Below are 23,249 nucleotides of genomic sequence, written 5' to 3'. Positions count from 1 at the left end.
AGAGAAACTAAGGGCATAAGCATATAGGGCTCAATCTATTGTGCTTTGCAATCTAATGGCCGGGTCTGCTGCAGACCGGGCTTTTTTATTTAATAAATACTTACTTCATTGTTTTGCCTCCTGCAACTGTTTTTATGGATTGAACATATTAGCCTCAAGGTTTCATCAACCGTATGCTGCCTGCTGATGATGATATTGTATTTGTAGGTATCTGTCTGCTTGTTTTTGCTGCTTACTTTAACCCCGTAAATGTTATTCACGGTCATGGCCAGTTCACGGAAGGATGCATTGCTTAGTGCCGAGCGACCTTCTATCCAGCCCCTGCTTTTTTCGCCGTTATAGGCGCTTAACAGGTATGTATGATCGGTTACCGAATAAATCGCCCTTTGATTAGGTGTTAATACAGCTGTTTTACCTTGTTTATCGCGTACTTCCACATGGCCCGTGCGCAGGGTTACGGCAACATAGCTTAGCTGCCGGTAAGCTTTAACATTAAATGATGTACCCAGCACCCTGGTGGTTACGCTGCTGGTATGCACTAAAAACGGATGTGTGGCATCGTGCTTCACTTCAAAAAAAGCCTCGCCCTCGTCCAGGTAAACACTGCGGGTGATGGCTTTATTAAAACCTTCGGCTATCCTGATGCGCGACATGGCATTGAGCCAAACGGTTGTTCCGTCGGGCAGTTCCAGTTTTTTAACCTCGCCAATTTTGGTGCTGTAAGTGGCAAATACCGGGGCTTGTTGTTGTTGCTGCGTGCTGATAGCCCTGCGCATAAGCAGGCCTGCACCAACCAACATAATTACGGCTGCCGCGGCGGCATACCTGAAAATGTTCAGGCGCTTTATTTTTGCAGATTTAGGGGTGATTTGCTTTTTTACAAACCCATAGATCTCGCTTTTTAACTGCTGCTCTTTTTCGGCAGAAAGCAATACGTTGGCATTGTGGTATGATTGATACCATTCGTCAACAAATTTCCGTTCCTCTTCGGTAACGTTGTTTTTAAGGTAGCGGTCAATTAATTTTTTAAGCTCCTGCGGCTCCATTCAGTTTTGTGCTGTTTATTGGGATGTTGCACAAAACCGCTTTTACTACTTCTATTTTAAATCAACTTTACGTTAACTTTTTGTAAACAGGATAACGAGGCAAATAAAGCAGTTGAGATACCTGTCGGGGTATTCCATTTTAAGGCGGCGCTTCAGGCGTTTAAGCGCTTCGGTAATATTGTTGGATACGGTTTGCTCGGCCAGGTTAAGATTTTCGGCAATTTCGCGTACCGAATAACTGTCGCTGCGCAGCAAAAAAGCACGTTTCATATTTGCGGGCATCTCCTCCACCTCTTCGCTCACAATTTTTTCCAGGTCGAAGTAGGATGAGAGGTTATCTTCGCTATGAATCAGATTGCCCATGCGCTCCAACGCGTTCTCCATTGCGCTTTGCCTGATGTTTTCTGAGCGGAAATGGTGAAGCACTTTACGTTTAACCGCCCCGTGTAAAAACTGTTCGAGACTGGTATTTACCTGGAGTTGGTTACGTTTTTGCCAAACATCAATCAGTAAGGTTTGCACAATATCCTTCGCGGCTTCCTCATCATCCAGCCTTGTTTTTGCAGCAATAAAAAGCGATTTCCAATAGCGGTTGAACAATACATCGAAAGCGTTTAAATCGTCTTCCTTCAGCATTTCCAACAGCTCGGCATCGGCGGCAGGGTTGTCAAATTGTTGCATCGGCCAAAAATAAACAACCTACGTAAAGTAAAAGTTAAATAAATTGGCAATTGAACCAATTAAAACGATTAACCTTGAACAACAAGCAGCGGCGCAATGAGGGCATCGCCGGTTTCATTAATCATCACCGAGCAATCCCGTACCGAAATATGGTGTTTAAACTGGCCAATAGGTTCAATCCAATCTTTTGAGGTAAATACCGGTGCTTCAATCTGAACAGATTCAACCAGGATCTCTTCACCATCAAGCACCAGGCGCCAGCATTGGTTCTGGCCATCGCTGTTGGTGTTGTAGCGGATATGTGCTAACTGCACTTTTTTAAGCATAGCTGTAAGAGGTTTGGGCGATAAACGCAAGAGAAGATAAGGGTAGTATCGGCATAAAGAAACCTATCGTATTTGTTACCTGTATCTTTAAATTCGAAGCGTATTCTAAGCCCATTTGAGCACCGTTAAATGTTTGGCTTTTTTTGTTACTTTGTTTACATCCCCATGCAAACACTACAGCAATTACAAAACGGAGAATTAAAAGGTGCAACAACCCTTAAACTCGCTGAACAACTCTTGCATTTTCCCGAAGAAATTTTTGAACTGGCTGATACTTTAGAATACCTCGACCTGTCATTCAACAGCCTAAGTTCATTACCTCCGGATTTTGGCCGTCTGCAAAAGCTAAAAATCTTTTTCTGCTCCGAAAATCAATTCACCGTTTTGCCCGAAGTTTTAGCCGATTGCCCGCTGTTGGATATCGTTGGCTTCAAATCAAACCTGATAGAAACCGTACCCGCTAAAGCTATCAACCCTAATTTACGCTGGCTCATCCTCACCAATAACAAGGTGAATGAATTACCCGCCGAAATAGGTAATTGCCACCGAATGCAGAAACTGATGCTTGCCGGTAACCGCTTAAAAACATTACCGCCATCATTGAGCAACTGCCAAAACCTGGAGTTATTACGGATAGCGGCCAACCAATTGGACGAACTGCCTCAATGGCTACTCTCGATGCCCAAACTGTCGTGGCTGGCTTTTTCGGGTAATAATTTTAACCATAAGCATGCGGTTAAATCAATTGAGAAAATTGATTGGAGCGAGTTTGAAATGAAGCACCTGCTTGGCGAAGGCGCATCCGGCATTATATCGCAGGCTGCCTGGAATAACCACGGTGTTGTAAAAGATGTAGCGGTGAAAATTTTTAAAGGCGCCGTTACCAGCGACGGCCTGCCGCAGGATGAGATGGATGCCTGTATTGTTGCCGGCAACCACGAAGGTCTGGTAAAATTAATAGGCGAGATAGCCAACCATCCCGACAATAAAAAAGGTTTGGTGATGGAGCTGATCCCTAAAAGTTTTTTCAATTTGGGTTTACCCCCAAGTTTAGCCAGCTGCACCCGCGATGTTTTTAAGCCGGAAATGAGGCTGTCGGTTAATCAGGTGTTAAAAATAGTTTCAACTATAGCCTCCGTTGCCGAACATTTGCATAGCAATGGCATTATGCATAGCGATCTGTATGCGCACAACACACTGATTGACGGTGAAGGAAATACCCTGTTTGGTGATTTTGGAGCAGCAAGCTTTTATGATAAAACCGAAAAAGCAGTTGCCGAAAAACTTGAACGTATAGAAGTGCGGGCCTTTGGTTGTTTTCTTGACGACCTTATAGGCCTTTGTTTAGAAAAAGATCATCCCGAAATACACGTGCTCTCAACAATGAGAGACAGCTGCATCACCTATACTATTGGGCAGCGCCCAAAATTTGGAGACTTAACTATTTGGTTGGCAAAACTGATAAAATAGCCTAAGATTAGGCTTCGTTATTAAAAACGTTTTACCAATTTTTTCAAAGAGGGGCGTTTTTGCGCCAAAAGAGCAAAGGAAAAGCCGGAAGCTTTTTTAATTTTTTAGAAATTTTTGAACGAAAAATGATAATTTTTGCCAATCTGTCGATTCATTCCATCCATTCGTCGCTTTTTTTTTGATTTTAATAATCCATGTATTAGCTTTGCAGCTATTTCAATACAAGGTTACCACCTTGATTTGTGATAAGGTTTAGGTTTAAAGCCTCCAAGCAGCGAGTGCAAGGAGGCTTTTATTTTTTTAGCCTTATTACTAACGTATCTCCTTAATTTTTAGTGTTTAAACGGGTAATTTAATTTGGAGATTAGAGGTTGGAGAATGGAGATTAGTTGGTGAGAGGAAAAATATCTATGTCCGCTTTTTTTTCTGAACCGAAATTTTCCGAATTGAAGAATTGCCTCAGTTAGTTCAGTCCGCGCCTGTATTAGATTTGGAAGTTCAATCGATATTAAGATTCTTTAGCTGCTTGTTTTTTTAACCTAAAATGTCCTTTGGCATCAACAGTCCAAAAATCGTCGTCAATTTCCTTGTCAAAGTTTCCCTCCTCATCAACCTGTACTTCGTAATAATAATTGAGCTTTAATGTCAAATCTTTGTATATGGTTGTATTTAGCGCACCTCCAAAATGGCTATTCCCCGCCGGATCATCGGCTTTAATATGCATTGCATCTATTACATGTAACTTATAAGTTAACGTTACAAGCGTTTCTTCTGTTATCACAACAAAAAAGTTTGGCTTCATAGCAATTAAAAGCCAGTTCGATTTATAGGTTGAGTCCGTCAAATCAAAAGTTGAAGGAATATCATCACCATCAATTATACTTCCGCCAATTTGCCTTTCTCTTAAATTTAACTTAAGCCCCATCAACTTTTTATCCTTAAAAATCGAAAGATCAATCGGACCTGGATCAGACGATGGATTTTTAGTATCGAAAGGGAATTTAGGAATCGGCAGGTTTCGTAAAAGCTTAACCAGTTTGGCGCTATCAGTTAAATCGCTTCCTTTTTTTGGCTGTTTAGCTGTGGGGGAGGATGTTGAAATGCGGGGAACTTTGTTATTGATTGTTGAGCCATTGGTGCAGCTGCCATTTAAGATAAGAGAGACAACTAAAACGATAATGCTTTTTAAAAATGGCTTCAGTTGGTTTGGGGGCATATTTTTCAAATGATATTGCTTTTAAATTATAATTATCCCTACTAAAAAAGTTGTTTTCTTAGGTAGATATAGGCAGTATAGTTACGAAATATTTGCAATGAGGTTTTGTTTTGCATTGAAAAATGTGATTCAATACCTGTCATGTTTATTGTTAGTTAATTAATGTGCTGTTGTTAACCTGCGTGAAAAATATGTACCAATTGTGGAAGACATTTCCACAATCTGGACTCACTATAGTTAAAAAAAAACACGCTTTTGTTGGTTTGAAGGGCATCTTTCTCAAATGGCACTGCATTTGAATTATAGTTAATACCCTTACTAAAAAGGGTTGTTTTCATAGGTAGATGTAGGGCCGGTTCAACTGCGAGAGTTGACCGGCCTTTTTATTTATCTGTGTTATGTTTCTTAATGATTAAGATCTTTTGTCTGTTTTTTAATCAATGGGAAAATATTTCCCATGCCATGGTGTCATTTCTACGCATTGGCGTGTGTGTTGAGATTAAAAACCTGCCAATTAGGCAATTAAGCGCCGTTTTTAATAATGGCATGTAGTTTGAATATGGTTTAATACCCTTCTCAAAGGGTTGTTTTTCATAGGTAGATGTAGGGCCGGAATAACTGCGAGAGTTGTCCGGCCTTTTTTATTAAACTGATTTAAAAAATATTGATTAACTGAAACCTAATAAATTTAAATCCCCATAAGTAAATATTGCCCCGCTTGGGGAATTGTTTCCAAAGGAAAATATTTTACTATTATTTAAAACGGCTTAATCGCTGCTTTTAGGGCATTTTTGGCAATTGGCATAGGGTTTGGCTTAGTAATCATGTCCTTACTAAAAAGGACTGTTTTTCATAGGTAGATGTAGGGCCGAAACACTGCGAGAGTTTTTCGGCCTTTTTTATTATACCTTCCCAGGTTTTCTGTATCGTTTCTCTTCGTTTTTAGCTGTTGAATTAACCTATAATTAAACACTCTAATTCGGAGTAGATTAATTGTCAACTAATTGCAATCTGCAAGGTTTCTATAGGCGTATATCATCTACAAAGCAAAACGAAATTATCAATCAAAAAAATCGAAATTTACTATGAAAACATCTGAACAAGACAGCATAGGTGGAGCTAACATGGCCCGGAGGTCATTTTTACGCTATGCGGGCTTAGGGGTAGCCTCGGCGGGGCTTTTGGCCACAGCAGCATGCCACAAAGATCATAAGGTTGTTATTGGTGGTGGAATTGACATTGGCGCCAAAGGCGATCTTGCAATTTTAAACTACGCTTACGCTTTAGAGCAGCTTGAGGCCGCATTTTATATCCAGGTGGTTGCATCGCCCTATGCGGGAATGACCAGCGACGAAAAGGCGCTTTTCACCAGCATCCGCGATCACGAGGTGGTTCACCGCGAATTTTTCAAAAAAGCCCTTGGCGGTAATGCTATCCCGGCCTTAACGGTTGATTTCAGCACTATTGATTTTACAAAAAAAGCTGCTGTTTTGGGTGCTGCAAAAGCATTTGAAGATACCGGTGTTAAAGCTTATGATGGTGCCGGTTACCTTATTCAGGATGCGGGTTACTTAACCATTGCAGGCAAAATTGTATCGGTTGAGGCAAGGCACGCCGCCCTAATCAGCAATATGCTGGTTGCCGGTTCATTTGCCGCCGATGACCAGGTTGACAGCAACGGCTTAAACAAATCGGCCACTATTGCCGAAGTATTGCCAATTGCCAATACCTACCTTAAAACCAAAGTGAGTGCATCTAATTACAGTTACGTAGCTTAAACCCACACTGCCATGAATTTATTTAATATAGTAGAAGAATTAGAAAAAATTGATCCGGAACTGAATGACAGGCTTAACCCGCGCCGTGCAGCCATCAAAAATATAACCAGCTTTGGCTCAAAAGTAGCCCTGGCTGCAGTACCCTTTGCCTTGGGTACAATGCTTAAAAAAGCTTATGGTGCAGAAGCCTCAACATCGGTTGTTGATGTGTTGAACTATGCCTTAACCCTCGAATATCTGGAATCATCGTTTTATAACCAGGGTGCAGCATCGGCCGGGCTAATTCCGGCTTCCGCCTCGGCTTATATCAATACCGTAAAGGATGATGAAAACCAACACGTGGCTTTCCTGAAAACAGCAATCACCGCATCAGGAGGTACACCGGTTGCCTCGCCAAAATTTGATTTTACTGCCGGTGGTGGTACAGGCAATGGTCCGTTTAAAGGTCTGTTTAGCAACTATAGCTTGTTTTTAAAAGTAGCGCTGGCATTTGAGGATACAGGCGTGCGCGCTTACAAAGGCCAGGCTCCAAATCTGTTAGGTAATAAAGATATCCTTACAGCTGCTTTATCTATCCACGCGGTTGAAGCCCGCCACGCATCGGCTATCCGCCAGTTGCTGGGTGTTTCACCATGGATTACCAGTACAGCCACTGTAGGTAATGATACCGGCGTGCCGCAGGTAAACGGTAACTATGCAGGCGAAGAAACTATTGTTCAGGGAGGCGTTGATCTGACTACGCTGCCAAGTGCAACCGGTTCAACCACTTCAGTAGCCGTAGCCACAGCAGCCTTTGACGAGCCTTTATCTAAAGATCAGGTATTAGCTTTATTAGTTGGTACTTTTATATACAGCTAAGAGTTTGTTTATAAAATGAAAAACCGGCTATCGATAAGGGAGCCGGTTTTTTTTTTGCGCATATCAAAACTACTTGTTTAATGCATATTGCCCAAACTTAATTAAGTCATTAGGCCTGATATAACCTACGGTGCCTGATATAGCCTTGCCTTTACTGTCAAAAATAATCATGGTAGGGTAGGCCTGTAAACCCCATGCTGCGGCAAGCGCGGGGCCCTGGCCTTTTTCCATATCAATGGCCACATTTACAAAATTATCGTTATAAAAATCGGCAACCTTATTGTTTTTAAAGGTGGTTGCCTTAAGCATTTTGCAGGGGCCGCACCAGCTGGCATAGGCATCAACAAAAATGTATTTTTTTTGCTTTGCCGCCTGTTTTAAAGCTTCGGTCCACGAGTTTTCGATAAAATTGATTTGGGTTGATGATTTGCTTAACGTTTCCTGGGCTTTTGCTGTGGGGCTACTTACCAGTGTTATCAGAAACATTAGGGAAAGGATATACAGGATTTTTTTCATTCGTTTAATTAGGGCTAACATAAAAACAGCACGTATATAATGCTTTATACGTGCTGTTTATTATGTCGGTTATAAATTTATTTTGTTAGTTAGCAGGGCGACGCTGTTGTTCCTGCTGGCGTTGCTGCTGTTGCTGCTGACGTTGCTGCTGCATTTGTTGCTGGCGCTGTTGTTGTTCCTGTTGACGTTGCTGCTGCATTTGTTGCTGACGTTGCTGTTGTTCCTGTTGGCGTTGCTGCATTTGTTGTTCACGTTGTGCCTGCTGCTCTTGCTGCCGTTGCTGTTGCATTTGCTGCTGACGCTGTTGTTGTTCCTGTTGCCTTTGCTGCAATTGCTGCTGACGCTGGGCTTGTTGCTCCTGCTGGCGTTGTTGCGCTTGTTGCTGGCGTTGAGCCTGCTGTTCCTGTTGACGTTGCTGCTGTTGTTGCTGACGCTGAACTTGTTGCTCTTGCTCGCGCTGTTGCTGTTGTTGCTGGCGTTGAGCCTGCTGTTCCTGCTGGCGTTGTTGCAACTGCTGCTGACGCTGGGCTTGTTGCTCCTGCTGGCGTTGTTGCGCTTGTTGCTGACGCTGTTGTAGTTGTTGCTGGCGGTTAGCCTGCTCGTCGGCAGGTTTGCCTGCCTGCCTTTGCTGCTCGCGTTGTTGCTGGGCTTGCTGGCGCTGTTGCAATTGTTGCTGACGGCTGGCCTGTTGATCTTGCTGACGTTTTTGCTGCTCCTGCTGGCGCTGCTGCAACTGTTGCTGGCGGTTAGCCGGCTGCCCCTGCCCGCGATTATCGGCAGGGTTTGGCCTTGCCGCAGGTCTGTCGTGGTTAACCTGTACCAGTTTATTATCAGGTTTTTCGTTGCGGGCAACTTCTCTTAATCGTGCGGCGTTATTGCGGTTAACAGCCTCATTGCCGCGGCCTCTGTTAGCTATACCTGCGTTAGGGTTTTGCTGCCTGTAGGCTGCCGCGTTCACTACCCTTGCCGGCCTGGCATCGGGCGCTTTACGCACTTCCGGGCGGTAAATGTTTACGGTATTATTAACCACCCGGCCGCCGCCATTAGGGCGATTAACATTGGTTATGTTATAAACACGCACATTCCTGTTGTTAGTTACCTGCCTTATTTCGGTTACCCTCGGGCCGGTAATATAAGTGCGGTTATTATTAACATAGGTGTTGTTGATAATGGTGGTGCGGTTAATAATGTTAACAACCCGCGGGCGTGGTGTATAGTAATTATAAATTTGCGGACTGTTAATATAAGCCTGCGGTGCGCAAACCCAATAATTATCAGGCACGCGGTAGCTGTTGCCTAATGAAATACTGATGCTGATGCCCGGCTGCAAAGGTGCCCAGCCATAATAGCCGCCGCCATGCCTCCAGCTTACCCAGGCCGGTGCCCATTCATTACCCGGAATCCATTCCCAACCATAGTAATCATCATAACGCCAGCGACCGTAGTGAAACGGTGCCCAGCCCCATTTATAATCAGATACCCAGGTGTTACCGTAATCGGTTACTACCCAGTGGCCACGGGTGGCATAAGGCCTGAAATTGTCTTCGGCATCAGGTACCCAAACGTTGCCGTACTGCGGGTCACTTACCCAGGTGCCGTAAGGGTCAAGTTCGTCGTAAAATTCCTGGTCGGATACGTATCCGCCTTCCTGCGCTTTACTTTTATCTGGTGCGGCAAGCATTATTAAAAATGCTATTAAGCTTATACCGCATATTTTATTTATAAATTTCATGGTACTAATGTTTATAAATGCCCCTGTCACGTTGCGTGTTTAATAGTATGACAGGCAGAAGTATAAAACGTTTAAATCAAAAATTGTTTTATACCGTTGATACAAAGTACATGAGCCCCAGCTATAGCTATAAAATATTATTGTTACCTTGTGTATCGCACTAAAAATTAGATAATTTTGCTACCTGTTTTATAAACTACAAACTATGAGTACTGTAAACATCCCTCGCCTCGATCTTAATACCTATATAAACGGCACTGCCGACGAACGCAAACAATTCTCTGACGATATTGGCAAAGCTTTTAACGAAACAGGTTTTGTTACCATAACCAATCACGGTTTAAGCAAGGAGTTGATAGATAAACTTTATGAAGATGTAAAAGCGCTTTTTGCCTTGCCCGAAGATGTAAAGCAAAAATACGAGATCCCCGGCCTGGCAGGCCAGCGCGGATACACCGGCAAAAGCAAGGAAACCGCCAAAGGTTTTAAAACTCCAGATTTGAAGGAGTTTTGGCAAATAGGCCAAACCGTTACCGACGATGATGCCCTCAAAACCCAATACCCCGAAAATGTTGAGGTAACTGAACTGCCCGACTTTAACCCCACCACCATCGAGGTTTATAAAAAATTGGAAGCCGCAGGTAAGCATTTGCTACGCGCCATTGCCGTTTACCTTGAACTACCTGAAAATTATTTTGATGATAAAGTGCATAACGGTAACTCCATCCTCCGTAACCTGCACTATTTTCCAATAACTAATCCCGATGCTGTACCTGATGACGCGGTACGTGCAGGTGCGCATGAAGATATCAACCTGATTACCTTGTTGATAGGTGCCAGTGCCGATGGCCTTGAACTGTTAACCCGCGATAATACCTGGTTCCCGGTAAAAGCCTTTGGCGAGGATTTGGTGGTTAACGTAGGCGATATGCTTCAGCGCTTAACCAATAATAAACTAAAATCAACCACGCACCGGGTGGTGAATCCTCCGCGCGAGCTGATGGGATTCTCCCGTTATTCGGTTCCGTTTTTCCTGCATCCAAAATCAGATATGGATCTGACCAGCCTGGAATCGTGTATTGATGAGCAACATCCTAAATTGTATACCGATATTACTGCGGGCGAGTATCTGGACGAACGCCTGAGGGAAATTGGTTTGAAGATGTAACGATAAAACACAGTTATTAAATAGAAAAGCCCTCTCAAAACGAAAGGGCTTTTTCTTTTTTTAGGCAGATTAAATATTTTACTTAGCCAAAGCTGTCTTTCCGTCAACGCTCTCGCCGGCTGCCTGTCGCCGTTTATACAAAACAAACAAAGCGGTAGCCAATACACCTATAATTCCCTCAATACAAACCGCCCTGCGCGGGCCGAGCTCGCCGGCCAGCCATCCGGCCATTAAGCTGCCCACAGGAATCATTCCCTGGTAAGCCATTACATAATAGCTGATAGCCCTTGCCCGCATAGCCGGGATAGCATGAGTTTGAATGTAAGTGTTGATAGCAGATGTTTGCGCCATCATGCCTACACCTGTAAATACCATAAATACCAGGGCGAAAGGAAGTTTACCAGCATAAGCTACCATCAACACACTGATCCCAAAAATGAGGCTTGCGGTACTCATAATCTTCACCAGGTTTTTATTGGTTTTAAGATTAGCCAGGTACACCGCACTAACCACCGAACCTAACCCGGCAGCGCTTTCAAACCAGCTGAAGGTTTTGGCATCGCCGTTAAAAATATCTTTGGCAAAAATAGGCATTAGGGTATTGAAAGGGATCACGAACAGGCTGCTTGCGGCGAGCATCAGGATCATGCTGCTTAAATCAGGGTCGCCGGATACGTATTTAAAACCTTCCTGCAACTCGGTCCAGATGCTTTTTTCTGAGCGTACCGGTACAATGGTGTTCAGCTTCATCATAAATAAACAGGTAAGTACCGGGATGTAGCTGATGAAGTTGCCGAAAAAGCAAACGTCTTCGCCAAATGCGCTCAGTACGATACCGGCTATGGCCGGGCCTGCAATACGGGCCAGGTTGGTCATGGTTGAGTTGAGGGCGATGGCATTGGGCAAATCGCTTTTATCATCAACCATATCAACCATTAACGATTGACGGCAGGTAATATCAAAGGCGTTCACAATGCCTTGCAGCAGGCTTAAACCAATAATGGCCGGGATATTATAGATTTTGAACAGGATCATAAAAGCCAGCGCGCCAGCCTGCAACATGGATGTTACCTGGGTAATAACCAGTATGCGGTAGCGGTTATGCCTATCTACAATACTACCGGCGTAAGGGGCTAATATTAACGATGGGATAAGGCTTACAAAACTAACCACACCCAATAAAAGGGCCGAACCTGTAAGGCGGTAAACCAGCCATGCCACTGCTGTTTTTTGCATCCATGTGCCTATAAGAGAAATTGACTGACCGTAAAAAAACAGCTTGAAATTACGGTACTTTAATGAGCGGAAAACATTCATCGTACTAAAACCTAACAAAAGCAAATTCAGGGGAGTACTTAATGCAAGAACTATTGATTTGTTTTATGCTGCAAATATCGCCCATAAACATATATTTGTAAAATAGATTATTTTAATGAAATTGATTGATAAAAACGATTGATTGTGGAGCTGCGTCAACTACAGTATTTTGTGAAGGCTGCCGAAACGATGAACTTTACCGAGGCCGCCGCCGCGGTGTTTATTACCCAAAGCACCTTATCGCAACAAATTAAACAGCTGGAAGAAGAGTTGGGCATGCTGCTGTTTGACAGGATAGGCAAACATGTACGTATTACCGAGGCCGGACATATATTTTTAACCCACGCCCGTAAAATATTGAATGATGTGCAACGGAGCAAACAAGCCATCAGCGAATTACAAAACGCAACGACCGGCGAACTTAATCTTGGGGTTTCCTACGCTTTTACTTCCTTGTTGTTGCCTGCTTTAGCACCGTTCAGCACTAAATATCCCGGTATCAAAATTTTTATCACTTATGGCAATCCGGAAGAACTGGAAAAGAAACTGCGCCTGGCTGAACTGGATATGATCCTGGCTTTTCATAACGAAAGTGATGATGAAGACCTGGAAATGCAGGAGCTATTCAGTTCGAGCGTAGTGATGGTGGTAGCGAAAATTAATCCGCTGGCCAAACTGGATAAAATAAGTTTGGAAGAGTTGGCTAAACAGGACCTGATATTGCCAGGCAAAGGTTTCAGCTCGCGCGAGTTTATCAACGAGCTTTTTAACCGTAAAAAGATTGTACCCAATATCAAGATTGAACTGAATGATGTGCATTCACTATTGGCTTTGGTTGAGAATGGCCATTGGGCAACTATTCTGAATGAAAAGGCACTTATTGGTTGGAATAAGGTGGTCGCTGTACCTATCGAATCGAAAGAGATCAAGCGGCAATCATATATTCTTTGGCAAAAAGGTGTTTATCGTAAAAGGGCGGCTATTTTGTTTATTGAGGAGTTGATGCGGGTGATGGAGATAACGGATGGGCAGTAAAGCCGATAATTAACCAAAATGTCATTTCGATAGAGCGGAGGGGGGATAAGCGCGTAAGAGCGAAAGAGAAATCCTGTACGCCATGCAAGGCGGAAATGCAAGTCCGCTTAATAGGGCGTACAAGATTTCTCCTCTCGCCACCGCTTGAGGCCCCCGCATGTTCGTCGAAACGACAGGCGTTATAACTAATAACCAAGGGTTCGTATCTTCACGAACGCCAAACCGCAACTACTTCTTCATCTCTTCCCTAATCGCTCTCAAAAACTCATTAGGATGTTTCGAGCCGATGATGTAAAGCAAGCCGTCCCTATCGGTAAGGTGAATAGCCTCATTGCCCGAAGTAAAAAAGCGGATGGTGCCTTTAGTGTGCAGGTTATAAACAGGGTTGTTGAAAAGATAGCGGCTGTAAGTTCCTTTTTCAGCTTTTACAATACCGTTCAAATCGATTTTTACCAGTTTGGTTGTCCATAAACCATCCAACATTACGCTTTTATTTTCTACCCTGGTACGGAAATGCAGCAGGAAACCCATGATGATGGAGATGATGATAATAGAAAACCCAACAACCACCAGCAAATCGCCATTGCGCTCGCGTTCATCAGTAAAAAAATAAGCTGCAAAACAAAACATGGCCAAAACCAGGCGAATGGTTAAGGGGATAAACTCCCTGCCAAGGTATTGCTTTTCGGTAAAAACGGATTTATCGCTCATGTTAGTTTAAACAGTTCGAAGATAGTAACTTTTTTAGTGTTATCATTTACTTTATACCTTTCGTCGGGCCGGTAACCGCCAATCCACATAATTTCGCCGTTGCCGTTCACCAAAACGGGAATTTTGTCTTTTTGGTGTAGGGGCACTTTCTGGTTGATGAAAAAATCACTCAGTTTTTTGCGGCCTTTCATCCCCAGCGGAAAAAAATGATCGCCTTCCTGCCAACTACGGATGGTTAAGGGGTAGACCAGCTTATCGGCATCAATTGAGGTTGCAAATGGGTTATCTTTAATGATAAGCGCGCTGTCATCATGCAATAAAGTTAATTTATAAGCTCCCCAATTTACATGGAGGGCATCATGGTTTATAACAACTTCGGTTAAAGAAACTGTGTTTTTAGGTTTGAGGATGATATCCTCCCTATCCAACAACAAGCTATGCGAGCCGGATTCAAACACCCGCCCCGGATGTTTATCAAGTGAGGCTATCAGGTCGTCGATAATCGTTTCGTTAAAACCATATTCATTTAGCAATTTAAAAAGCAACAGGCGTTTTGGATTCAGCGCTTTTACTTTGTCGATAGAACAATAAATAGCATTGTCCTTGTGCAGCAGCAGCGTTTCCCTTAACTCATCAAGCTTTAGCTCGAGTAACAATTCCAAATCGCGAAAATGCTGCAGGCTGTTTTCGAAAGTTTTTTCGAGCGAAGGATTCAACTCTTTCAACTTCGGCACCACCTCCAGCCTGATCTTATTACGGGCATATTTTGCCGAGGAGTTCGAGCTGTCTTCAACAAAACTTAAACCTTCGGCGGTAACAATGGTCTGTACCTCATCGCGCGTAAGGAACAGAAGCGGGCGTACAAGTTTGCCATTTTTAGGCAAAATGCCGTGGAGCCCAGCAATTCCGGTGCCGCGTGTAAGGTTTAACAATATTGTTTCGATAGTATCGTTCTGGTGGTGAGCAAGCGCAACGACCTCATAGCCTGATTGCTGGCAAACAGTATCAAACCATTGGTAACGCAGATCGCGGGCAGCCATCTGGATCGAGATTTTGTTTTGGGCAGCGTACTGTTCTGTATTGAAATTGATGGTGTGAAAAGGTACATCCAACCGGGCGGCCAGCGATTGCGAAAATTGCTGATCGCGTAAGGCTTCATCGCCCCGCAACTGAAAATTGCAATGAGCGATGGCGAAATTGTACCCGGCGGCTTTAAGTAAATGGGCCATTAAAACCGAATCGATGCCGCCACTTACCGCTGCCAGGATAGGAGTGGAGCGGGTAAATAAAGCGTTTTGTTCAATAAAATTAACAAACTGATTAACTGGCAGCATTCATCAAAATTATTAATTTAATAACCCCGACAAAAAACTAATTTTGCCACGTGAGGAAATACGTTTTATGCTTTTTGTTTTTGGTGCTGGCAACTGCGGCCATGGCCCAAAAAAAATCAATTGTAAACCTGATACAATCTGAAAAAAGTACCGCCACAAAAATAAACGGCAAGCAGTTGGTAAAGGTGTACAAAGGCACTTTTAAGCAGGATTATTCATTGCTGCGTTCGGATAGCGCCTATTTTTATCCTGATCTTAACTCGTTTGATGCTTTTGGCAACGTAAACATTAACCAGGGCGATACGCTGAACATATTTTCGGATAAGCTGAACTATAATGGTAATACCAAAATTGCCATCCTTACCGATAACGTAAAAATGGTTGACCGCGATGCCACCCTCACCACCAACTACCTTACCTATAATACAGCCAGCAGGGTAGGCACCTATACAGGCGGCGGCAAACTAATCAATAAAGACAACGTACTAACCAGTAAAAACGGCTATTACTTTGCCTACAGTCGCGATTCATACTTCAGATACGATGTAGTTTTAACAACTGTAGACGCGCTCATCAAAACAGATACCCTGCGTTACAACACCGGCTCAAGGATAGCTTATTTTTATGGCCCTACCAATATTTACGGCACCAAGGATAAAGATACCCTCTACACCGAAAACGGGTTATATAATACCGTTACCGAGCAGGCTTACTTCGGCAAAAAAAACTCGTACAGGCAGGGCACCAAATCATTAAAGGGCGACAGCTTGTTTTATGATAAACTGAAAGGTTATGGCAGGGCGGTAAAAAATATCACGTTTGAAGACAGGGAGCAAAAAGTAACTATTAAAGGCGATCTGGCTACCTACTACCGCGCCGATGAAAAAACTATAGTTACCGAAAATGCTTACGTAGTACTGATTTCGGAGCAGAAGGATACCACCCAGACTGATTCGGCGGCGAAAACTGTGCCTCCGGGGCAAAAAAATGCCAAGGCATCCAATAACAACATCACCGATCTTAATAAAGTAGCCGGTGCCATAAAGCCTGGTAACAATCATAAAGCTCCGGCCAATACCATACCAGTTACACAACCATTCGCTATCAGCAAAAAGGATAGCGCAAATGTTGATATGGCGGGCAAGCTGACGCTGGATGCTTTAAAGGATAATAAGGGAACGGTTGATACCGTGCTGAAAACGGCGGCAGATCAGCTGAAGAAAAACCCTAAACTGGTTGATTCGGCATTAAAATCTGCTCCTGCGCTAAAACTGAGCAATAAGGATAAAGCCAATATTAAAAACATAACCAGCCTGGCCGGTGTGGCTGATGCTATAAAGCCTGATAAAAATAAAAAGGGAACATTCGTTAAGCCGCCTGCAAAAGCGCCTATAGTAGCCGTTAAAGATACCGGCCGGATTAAGCGCGATTCGATATACATGACTGCCGATACCATCGAAACGCAGATCATGACCTATAAAAACCTTAAAGCTTACCAGGAACGCCAGCGCACCCAACACGATACCACGCTTAAACAACGTAAAATAGCCGCCGAGAAAAAAAACTCGAAGTTTTTGGAAGCAAGGTACCTTGGCATCCCTAAAGATACAAGTTACTTTCACCGCGACTTTTTTGGCAAGCCCAAGCCGGTTAATGATTCGCTGCAACGAAAAAAGGATGCTATTGCCGCCGCCCGGAAAGCAAAGCAAGACAGTGTTTATCGTGTGCAACTGGCACGCGACCCGGTTTACAGGCAATATCCTGTTAACCTGAAGGATACTGCCCGGGTGAGGATTTTGATAGCCCACCACCATGCCAAAATTTTTAAATCGGACCTGCAGGCCAAATCCGATTCGATTTTTTATGCCAATAGTGATTCGACCATGCGCATGTATGTAAACCCCATTATCTGGACACAGGGTTCGCAGCTCTCGGGCGATACCGTTTACCTGCAAATGCGCAAAAAGAAGATGGATAATATCGAGCTGTTCCCGTCGGCATTTATTGTAAATATCGACAAGGACGATTCGGTGCATTTTAACCAGGTATCGGGCAAAAGAATGCGGGGGTATTTTAAGGATGATAAGCTGGATAAGATGTATGCAGTAGGTAATGCCGAAACTATATTTTTTCAGCGCGACAGCGGCAAGGTATCGGGCATGCAACGGTCATTAAGCAGCCGCATCCGTGTGGCGTTTAAAGACAAACAGGCTACGGATATCTTCTTTTTAACCAAACCCGAAAACCGGTACATCCCGATAGATAAGGTAAAAGAAGACGATAAGATACTGAAAGGCTTTTTATGGAAACCAAAGGAGCGACCGGCATCCAAAGAAGATATTATAAAAAAACGAAGTAAAAAGAAAGCTGCAACCACAAAACCGCAACCCAAAACAGCGCCTGCAAAACCCGGAGCAGGCAAGCCCGGCATCAGCACTAAAACCGATAGCCTTAAGGTGCCCGGAATAAAAAACATGCAGGATAGCACGCTAAAAGTAGATACCGGAGCGAATAATGCCATAAAATTGAAAAAAGACACGATAATTAAAAAAAGTGCTCCAAATGCCCCTCAAAACACCCCAAAAAAGGACAGTATTGTTAATAAAGGCCCATCTGTGAAGAAAAACTGAACAATTTGAATAAAAAATAGCATTTTTTTTGTTAAAAAATTAGACTACTAAATCTATAGTGCTTATATTTGGTCAATTGTTATTATCGATCTAACCAATTAGTTCTTTATGATAAATAATGAGGTCAGTCAACTTAAATTAAAAAAGAGACAGCCGGCGGGCTCTCTCTTTTTTTTCGGCCTTAGCTAAAGCGTGTTTACACATGTATTTAATTTATCGTTAAAGTAAACCATCCTGCCCCCGGCGGTGTTATCCCAATAAACACATCGCCATGAAAGATCAAAATGATACCATACCTGCAGCCAAAGACGGGAAATACGAATTCCTGATCAACTACTCCGAGCGCGAGCTTACCTGCAAGGTTGAAAAAGAACAAAACAAACTCCACGTTTTTATCGACAATAACATCAACGCCGAACTTGAGATCCAACCCGATGGTTCTTTAACACAAGCCAGCGGCAATGCCCTGCCCGATTCGACTATCGAGTTTATTAAGAAGCATGTGTTGGAGGGGTAAATTGTTGGTGCTAATTTTAGGAAGAGTTTCGATAGGTGAATCTATCGTACCTGAGAAATATATGAGCTCGCAATCTCTCCGCCGTCGTGCCGTATTTATTTCGGCATCCCACAGGACAGGTAGACGATTTGCTTAGCATGGCCGCTCGGCGTGTGGGGTGCTGAAACAAGTTCAGCATGACAGTGATTTCAATTATGCTGTATTGAATGAGATCGTGCAGTATCACAATGATTTATTCACTTCATCCCCTCATCTTCCAAAACTTTTCAATTTTAAAATATTATTCATTAATCTTGAATAGTATTCTGAACCCGCTAAATCCTGTGCGCTGCCCCAATTATCGGCGCTAATTATATACAATACTTTATATGAAACGAACCAAAGTTGCCATACTGGGTGCCGGTTTTATAACCGAGATCCACATGGAATCGTACCATCGCTTTATCCCCGAAGCCGAAGTGGTAGCCTGCTACGCCCGCAAAGCCGAAAAAGCGAAGGCCTTTGCCGAAAAATACCACATCCCCCAATGGTTTGACGATATTGATAAATTAATTACCGAATCGGACTGCGAAGTAGTGGATATCTGCCTGCCCAACTACCTCCATGCCGAAGCTACAATCAAAGCTGCCAAAGCAGGTAAGCATATCATTATTGAAAAGCCGTTGGCAGTAACGTTGGAAGAGGCAGACGAAATGATAGCCGTTTGCAAAGCCAACAACGTAAAGCTGATGTATGCCGAAGAACTTTGCTTCGCACCAAAGTATGAGCGGGCAAGGCATCTGGTTAGGGAAGGTGCAGTAGGCGAAATCTACATGTTAAAGCAGGGCGAAAAGCATTCAGGCCCGCATTCGGATTGGTTTTACGATATCGATTTTTCGGGCGGCGGGGTTATTATGGATATGGGCTGCCATGCGTTGGGTTGGTTTAGATGGATGCTGAATAATGCCAAACCCAAAAATGTTTACGCCAGCATGAGCACCGTGCTGCATAAAGAGCGCACCAAAGGCGAAGATAACTCGGTAATTATTGTAGAATTTGAAAACGGCGTAACTGCCGTAGCCGAAAACAGCTGGGCCAAGCACGGCGGTATGGACGACCGCTGCGAAATTCATGGCACCGGCGGCGTAATTTATGCCGATTTGTTTATGGGGAACGCAGCGGTAACCTATAGCAAAAACGGCTACGGCTATGCCATGGAAAAAACAGATACCACCCAGGGCTGGAGTTATACCATTTTTGAAGAAGCCTTTAACCAGGGCTACCCGCACGAACTGAAGCACTTTATTGATTGCGTACAGAACGATAAAACCCCACTGGTAACCGGTGAGGATGGCCGTGCTGTGCTCGAATTGATTTATGCTGCCTATGCATCTGCCGGGGCAGGCAAAAAAATTGAATTACCTTTTAGCGCCAAAATTGATAAACCTGTAAATCTTTGGCTCAATAATAAATAACAATGAAAATACACACCTATCCCGATTACAATACCATGTCAAAAGCGGTGGCCGACATGGTGGTTACCCTTGTAAATCAAAAACCCGATGCGCTGATCTGTTTCCCATCCGGCGAATCGCCTACCGGCATGTTTGATTATCTTATTCAATATGCTACCCACAGCCAGGTTGATTTTAGCCAGACCAATTTTGTTGGCCTTGATGAATGGGTTGGGCTTGATAAGCATAACGATGGCAGCTGTACCTATTATTTAGAAAAACACTTTTTTAAACCGCTCAATATCCCGCCCGATAAAGTAAAATTTTTTGACGCTACCGCGGATGATCTGGATGCCGAATGCGCGGCGATGAATAAACATATCGAAAAGTTGGGCGGCCTGGATATGATGATAGTAGGTGTAGGCCTAAACGGACATATAGGGTTAAACGAGCCGGGTGCCGATTTTCATTCTTATGCACACCACTCGCCATTGGCGCAGATCACCATTGATGTAGCGCAGAAATATTTTACCAATGATACTGCTGTGCTTACCGAGGGCATCACGCTTGGCTTGCGTCATTTGGTCGAATCGGCGGTACCTGTGTTGATTGCTGGTGGTGCAAAAAAAGCAGCGATCATAGCCCAAGCGCTCGAAGGTGTTGTTACCGATGAGGTACCGGCTTCAATATTTAAAACCCTGCCCAACGCACAGGTGTTTTTAGATAACGCTGCGGCCGCGCAGCTTAATTAAAATCTATTGCCGTTTGTCCCGAACTCAGGTTAGTTAAAACCTATTTGTTGTTAAACAGTTTATTTAATCATAACCAATTATGCTGATGCCCGATCAATCCGAAAACAAAGCCGAACAGCTTACTTATGATGCCATAGTAATAGGCTCGGGCATCAGCGGCGGCTGGGCTGCCAAAGAGCTGTGTGAACAAGGCCTGAAAACCCTGGTTTTAGAGCGTGGCCGCGATGTGCAGCATATTAAAGATTATCCAACCGCCACCATGGATCCATGGGAGTTTAAGCACCGGGGCGCTATGACTAAGACATTTCTGGATGAAAATCCACTGATTAGCAAGGCGGCCGGTTATGGCGAGGATGATCACCACTTTTTTGTAAAGGATAAAGATCATCCCTATATCCAGGAAAAACCATTCGATTGGATTCGCGGATACCAGGTTGGCGGCAAATCACTTACCTGGGGCAGGGCCTGCCAGCGCTGGAGCAAATACGAGTTTGAAAACCCCGCCCGTTTTGGTTATGGTATTGAATGGCCTATTGGTTATGATGATGTAGCGCCATGGTACTCGCACGTTGAAAAATTTATAGGCGTTTGCGGCAATAAGGATGGGATAGAGGCCATGCCCGATGGCGAGTTTTTGCCGCCCTTTGATATGAACGCCGTGCAGGAACACATCAGCAAAAAAATAAAAGAAAACTACCCCGACAGGCATTTGGTGCATGCTCGCTGGGCGCATATAACCAAGCCGGAGCAAATCCATATTGATCAGGGCAGGGTGAAGTGCATGGCCCGAAATTTATGTATGCGGGGCTGCCCATTCGGCGGATATTTCAGTTCGGTAAGTTCAACGCTGCCATGGGCTAAAAAAACGGGCAACCTTACGGTAAGGCCCTTTTCGGTAGTGCATTCGGTTATTTATGATGAAAAGCTGGGTAAGGCGAGCGGCGTAAAAGTTATTGATACCAATACCAAACAGGAGATCATTTTTAAAGCAAAAGTGATTTTTATGAACGCCTCGGCTTTGAATACTAACCTGATCCTGCTTAATTCAATATCCAATCGTTTTCCTAATGGTTTGGGGAATGATAATGGGTTGTTAGGCAAATACATCGCTTTTCAAAATTATCGGGCCTCGGTAACAGCAGATATGGACGGGTACCTGGATAGATACTACTTTGGCCGTAATCCTACAGAATTGATCCTCGCAAACTATCGCAACCTCCACAAACAGGAAACAGACTATAAAGGCGGCTTTACCACCTTTATGGGCGCATATCGCAACCAACACCGGGCCGAAACAGAACAAGGTGAAGTAGGCGGTGCATACAAGGATTCGTTGACCGAACCGGGTAGCTGGAGTGCCTACATGTACCTGCAGGGCGAAACCATCCCGAAGGAAAGCAATCATGTGCGGTTAAGTAAAGATCAAAAAGACCAATGGGGCATACCTTTACTCATTACTTCGGTTGAGTATGATGATAACGATGAGCGCATGATCCAGGATTTTTTAACCCAGACTGCTGATATGTTTGAAAAGGCGGGCTGTAAAAATATCCAAAAGCACGAAAACAAACAAGCGCCCGGGTTGGATATCCACGAAATGGGTGGTGTACGTATGGGCAAGGACCCAAAAACATCGCTGCTAAACAATTGGAACCAGCTACATTTATGTAAAAATGTTTTTGTTACCGATGGAGCCTGCATGACCACTACCGGCAATCAAAGCCCATCAATATTATACATGGCACTTACCGCCCGGGCGGCTACGTATGCAGTGGGCGAAATAAAAAAAGGAAATTTATAAACACTACCAAAAACTAAATATAAAACCAATGAACAAACCACTTTTAGCCCTGCTTGCGGGCGGCATAGTATTAAGCGCCTGCCATTCATCAACTCCTAAAAACTATAATAAGGAGGATACTACAGCCAATACTGCTGCTGCTGCCACTGCCACTAAAGATACCGGCTTCGTTACCCTGTTTGATGGCAAAACCACTAAAGGCTGGCATGCCTACGGTAAAACAGCTCCCGGTGCGGCATGGAAAGCTGAAGATGGCACCCTGCACCTCGACGCCTCACAAAAAGGCGATTGGCAAAGCAAAAACGGCGGCGATATGGTAAGCGATGAAGAATATAGTAATTTCGACCTGAAACTGGAGTGGAAAATCTCGAAAGCAGGTAACAGCGGCATTTTGTTTTTGGTTAAAGAGGATACGGCTAAATATAAATACAGCTATTTTACCGGGCCGGAATGCCAGGTTGTTGATAACAAAGAGAACGAAGATGGTAAACTAATCAAACACCGCGCTGGAGACCTGTATGATCTGATCTCGATATCAAAAGAAGTAGTTAAACCTGCCGGCGCATGGAACCAGGTGGAGATAGTGTGTAACAACGGCAAACTCGATTTTACTATAAATGGCGAACATGTGTTATCAACAACCCTGTGGGATGATAACTGGAAAAAGCTGGTAGCTGGCAGTAAGTTTAAAGAATGGCCGGATTTCGGCACGTTTAAAACCGGGCATATTGTGCTGCAGGATCACGGCGCTGATGTGTGGTATAGGAATATTGAGGTGAAGAAGTTGTAAGCTCTTTTGTTTTCTTCACCACGTCATTGCGAGGTACGAAGCAATCCCCAATTAGCAGAGCGACTAAGCAAGTCTCCTTGTATAGTTCGGGATTGCTTCGTACCTCGCAATGACGTTGGGGTAATGTTCAAGGACTTA

The 23,249-nt window shown here is 43.8% G+C and carries 20 protein-coding genes; 11 read left to right on the top strand and 9 right to left on the bottom strand.

Translation table 11 applies throughout. The features are described from left to right. Positions 1-89: 89 nt before the first annotated feature. The 3 genes from HYN43_RS22505 to HYN43_RS22495 form a co-directional block, all read right to left on the bottom strand. The gene (locus HYN43_RS22505) at positions 90-1,046 is read right to left on the bottom strand and encodes a FecR family protein (protein ID WP_119406178.1); all 957 of its coding nucleotides are present in this window, start codon (positions 1,044-1,046) and stop codon (positions 90-92) included. Positions 1,047-1,118: 72 nt separating this feature from the next. Next, positions 1,119-1,727, bottom strand: coding sequence for an RNA polymerase sigma factor (locus tag HYN43_RS22500; protein WP_119406177.1), 609 nt, complete (start codon positions 1,725-1,727; stop codon positions 1,119-1,121). Between the two features lie 68 nt (positions 1,728-1,795). Beyond that, complete coding sequence (locus HYN43_RS22495; protein ID WP_119406176.1) at positions 1,796-2,053, bottom strand: hypothetical protein; 258 nt, start codon at positions 2,051-2,053, stop codon at positions 1,796-1,798. A 165-nt stretch (positions 2,054-2,218) separates the two neighbouring features. Between HYN43_RS22495 and HYN43_RS22490 the strand changes: the two genes are divergently transcribed. Continuing rightward, positions 2,219-3,523, top strand: coding sequence for a leucine-rich repeat-containing protein kinase family protein (locus tag HYN43_RS22490; protein WP_119409076.1), 1,305 nt, complete (start codon positions 2,219-2,221; stop codon positions 3,521-3,523). 508 nt (positions 3,524-4,031) lie between these two features. On the opposite strand, the gene HYN43_RS22485 is transcribed toward HYN43_RS22490, so the two are convergent. Beyond that, positions 4,032-4,739 (bottom strand): hypothetical protein, encoded by a 708-nt coding sequence (locus HYN43_RS22485; RefSeq protein WP_119406175.1) that lies wholly within the window; start codon positions 4,737-4,739, stop codon positions 4,032-4,034. 1,085 nt (positions 4,740-5,824) lie between these two features. Here HYN43_RS22485 and HYN43_RS22480 point away from each other — a divergent pair. Beyond that, positions 5,825-6,517 (top strand): ferritin-like domain-containing protein, encoded by a 693-nt coding sequence (locus tag HYN43_RS22480; protein ID WP_119406174.1) that lies wholly within the window; start codon positions 5,825-5,827, stop codon positions 6,515-6,517. 12 nt (positions 6,518-6,529) lie between these two features. Further along, positions 6,530-7,375: a ferritin-like domain-containing protein gene (locus HYN43_RS22475; protein WP_119406173.1), complete on the top strand. Its 846-nt coding sequence runs from the start codon at positions 6,530-6,532 to the stop codon at positions 7,373-7,375. 69 nt (positions 7,376-7,444) lie between these two features. Here HYN43_RS22475 and HYN43_RS22470 read toward each other — a convergent pair whose 3' ends face one another. Further along, positions 7,445-7,891, bottom strand: a complete 447-nt coding sequence (locus tag HYN43_RS22470; protein ID WP_119406172.1) for a thioredoxin family protein — start codon at positions 7,889-7,891, stop codon at positions 7,445-7,447. An 85-nt stretch (positions 7,892-7,976) separates the two neighbouring features. After that, positions 7,977-9,623, bottom strand: coding sequence for a DUF6600 domain-containing protein (locus tag HYN43_RS22465; RefSeq protein WP_119406171.1), 1,647 nt, complete (start codon positions 9,621-9,623; stop codon positions 7,977-7,979). Positions 9,624-9,828: 205 nt separating this feature from the next. On the opposite strand from HYN43_RS22465, the gene HYN43_RS22460 reads away from it, so the two are divergent. After that, positions 9,829-10,791, top strand: coding sequence for an isopenicillin N synthase family dioxygenase (locus HYN43_RS22460; protein WP_119406170.1), 963 nt, complete (start codon positions 9,829-9,831; stop codon positions 10,789-10,791). A 78-nt stretch (positions 10,792-10,869) separates the two neighbouring features. On the opposite strand, the gene HYN43_RS22455 is transcribed toward HYN43_RS22460, so the two are convergent. Beyond that, on the bottom strand, positions 10,870-12,108 hold the full coding sequence (locus HYN43_RS22455; protein ID WP_119406169.1) for an MFS transporter: 1,239 nt from the start codon (positions 12,106-12,108) through the stop codon (positions 10,870-10,872). A gap of 144 nt (positions 12,109-12,252) precedes the next feature. Between HYN43_RS22455 and HYN43_RS22450 the strand changes: the two genes are divergently transcribed. Then, positions 12,253-13,143 (top strand): LysR substrate-binding domain-containing protein, encoded by an 891-nt coding sequence (locus tag HYN43_RS22450; RefSeq protein ID WP_119409075.1) that lies wholly within the window; start codon positions 12,253-12,255, stop codon positions 13,141-13,143. A gap of 228 nt (positions 13,144-13,371) precedes the next feature. Here the strand turns inward: HYN43_RS22450 and HYN43_RS22445 are convergent, their stop codons facing one another. Both HYN43_RS22445 and tilS read right to left on the bottom strand, forming a co-directional pair. Continuing rightward, complete coding sequence (locus HYN43_RS22445) at positions 13,372-13,854, bottom strand: hypothetical protein (RefSeq protein ID WP_119406168.1); 483 nt, start codon at positions 13,852-13,854, stop codon at positions 13,372-13,374. Next, complete coding sequence (gene tilS / locus HYN43_RS22440) at positions 13,851-15,188, bottom strand: tRNA lysidine(34) synthetase TilS (RefSeq protein ID WP_119406167.1); 1,338 nt, start codon at positions 15,186-15,188, stop codon at positions 13,851-13,853. Before tilS ends, HYN43_RS22445 begins: the two co-directional genes overlap by 4 nt. A gap of 50 nt (positions 15,189-15,238) precedes the next feature. On the opposite strand from tilS, the gene HYN43_RS22435 reads away from it, so the two are divergent. The 6 genes from HYN43_RS22435 to HYN43_RS22410 all read left to right on the top strand — a co-directional run bounded on the left by HYN43_RS22435 (position 15,239) and on the right by HYN43_RS22410 (position 23,111). Then, a complete protein-coding gene (locus tag HYN43_RS22435) occupies positions 15,239-17,818 on the top strand; it encodes an OstA-like protein (protein ID WP_162996586.1) in 2,580 nt (859 codons plus the stop codon). Positions 17,819-18,089: 271 nt separating this feature from the next. Further along, positions 18,090-18,335 carry a hypothetical protein gene (locus HYN43_RS22430; RefSeq protein WP_119406165.1) on the top strand — a complete coding sequence of 82 codons (246 nt, stop codon included), beginning with the start codon at positions 18,090-18,092 and terminating at the stop codon, positions 18,333-18,335. A 368-nt stretch (positions 18,336-18,703) separates the two neighbouring features. Then, positions 18,704-19,789: a Gfo/Idh/MocA family protein gene (locus HYN43_RS22425; RefSeq protein WP_119406164.1), complete on the top strand. Its 1,086-nt coding sequence runs from the start codon at positions 18,704-18,706 to the stop codon at positions 19,787-19,789. 2 nt (positions 19,790-19,791) lie between these two features. Further along, a complete protein-coding gene (locus HYN43_RS22420; RefSeq protein ID WP_119406163.1) occupies positions 19,792-20,520 on the top strand; it encodes a glucosamine-6-phosphate deaminase in 729 nt (242 codons plus the stop codon). A gap of 85 nt (positions 20,521-20,605) precedes the next feature. Next, the gene (locus HYN43_RS22415) at positions 20,606-22,321 is read left to right on the top strand and encodes a GMC oxidoreductase (protein WP_119409074.1); all 1,716 of its coding nucleotides are present in this window, start codon (positions 20,606-20,608) and stop codon (positions 22,319-22,321) included. A 28-nt stretch (positions 22,322-22,349) separates the two neighbouring features. Beyond that, the gene (locus HYN43_RS22410) at positions 22,350-23,111 is read left to right on the top strand and encodes a 3-keto-disaccharide hydrolase (protein WP_119406162.1); all 762 of its coding nucleotides are present in this window, start codon (positions 22,350-22,352) and stop codon (positions 23,109-23,111) included. The last annotated feature ends 138 nt before the right edge of the window (positions 23,112-23,249 follow it).

The sequence above is a fragment of the Mucilaginibacter celer genome, from assembly GCF_003576455.2.
Taxonomy (GTDB): domain Bacteria; phylum Bacteroidota; class Bacteroidia; order Sphingobacteriales; family Sphingobacteriaceae; genus Mucilaginibacter; species Mucilaginibacter celer.
The sequence above is the reverse complement of the archived record's forward strand: the minus strand, read 5'-3'. Positions and strand labels throughout refer to the sequence as shown.

Bases quoted from the DNA above. Each gene is read 5' to 3' on its own strand.
- tilS (WP_119406167.1), bottom strand. From the start codon at position 15,188: ATGCTGCCAGTTAATCAGTTTGTTAATTTTATTGAACAAAACGCTTTA.
- HYN43_RS22425 (WP_119406164.1), top strand. From the start codon at position 18,704: ATGAAACGAACCAAAGTTGCCATACTGGGTGCCGGTTTTATAACCGAG.
- HYN43_RS22505 (WP_119406178.1), bottom strand. From the start codon at position 1,046: ATGGAGCCGCAGGAGCTTAAAAAATTAATTGACCGCTACCTTAAAAAC.
- HYN43_RS22470 (WP_119406172.1), bottom strand. From the start codon at position 7,891: ATGAAAAAAATCCTGTATATCCTTTCCCTAATGTTTCTGATAACACTG.
- HYN43_RS22495 (WP_119406176.1), bottom strand. From the start codon at position 2,053: ATGCTTAAAAAAGTGCAGTTAGCACATATCCGCTACAACACCAACAGC.
- HYN43_RS22445 (WP_119406168.1), bottom strand. From the start codon at position 13,854: ATGAGCGATAAATCCGTTTTTACCGAAAAGCAATACCTTGGCAGGGAG.
- HYN43_RS22455 (WP_119406169.1), bottom strand. From the start codon at position 12,108: ATGAATGTTTTCCGCTCATTAAAGTACCGTAATTTCAAGCTGTTTTTT.
- HYN43_RS22415 (WP_119409074.1), top strand. From the start codon at position 20,606: ATGCCCGATCAATCCGAAAACAAAGCCGAACAGCTTACTTATGATGCC.
- HYN43_RS22490 (WP_119409076.1), top strand. From the start codon at position 2,219: ATGCAAACACTACAGCAATTACAAAACGGAGAATTAAAAGGTGCAACA.
- HYN43_RS22480 (WP_119406174.1), top strand. From the start codon at position 5,825: ATGAAAACATCTGAACAAGACAGCATAGGTGGAGCTAACATGGCCCGG.
- HYN43_RS22485 (WP_119406175.1), bottom strand. From the start codon at position 4,739: ATGCCCCCAAACCAACTGAAGCCATTTTTAAAAAGCATTATCGTTTTA.
- HYN43_RS22410 (WP_119406162.1), top strand. From the start codon at position 22,350: ATGAACAAACCACTTTTAGCCCTGCTTGCGGGCGGCATAGTATTAAGC.
- HYN43_RS22430 (WP_119406165.1), top strand. From the start codon at position 18,090: ATGAAAGATCAAAATGATACCATACCTGCAGCCAAAGACGGGAAATAC.
- HYN43_RS22500 (WP_119406177.1), bottom strand. From the start codon at position 1,727: ATGCAACAATTTGACAACCCTGCCGCCGATGCCGAGCTGTTGGAAATG.
- HYN43_RS22475 (WP_119406173.1), top strand. From the start codon at position 6,530: ATGAATTTATTTAATATAGTAGAAGAATTAGAAAAAATTGATCCGGAA.
- HYN43_RS22420 (WP_119406163.1), top strand. From the start codon at position 19,792: ATGAAAATACACACCTATCCCGATTACAATACCATGTCAAAAGCGGTG.
- HYN43_RS22465 (WP_119406171.1), bottom strand. From the start codon at position 9,623: ATGAAATTTATAAATAAAATATGCGGTATAAGCTTAATAGCATTTTTA.
- HYN43_RS22460 (WP_119406170.1), top strand. From the start codon at position 9,829: ATGAGTACTGTAAACATCCCTCGCCTCGATCTTAATACCTATATAAAC.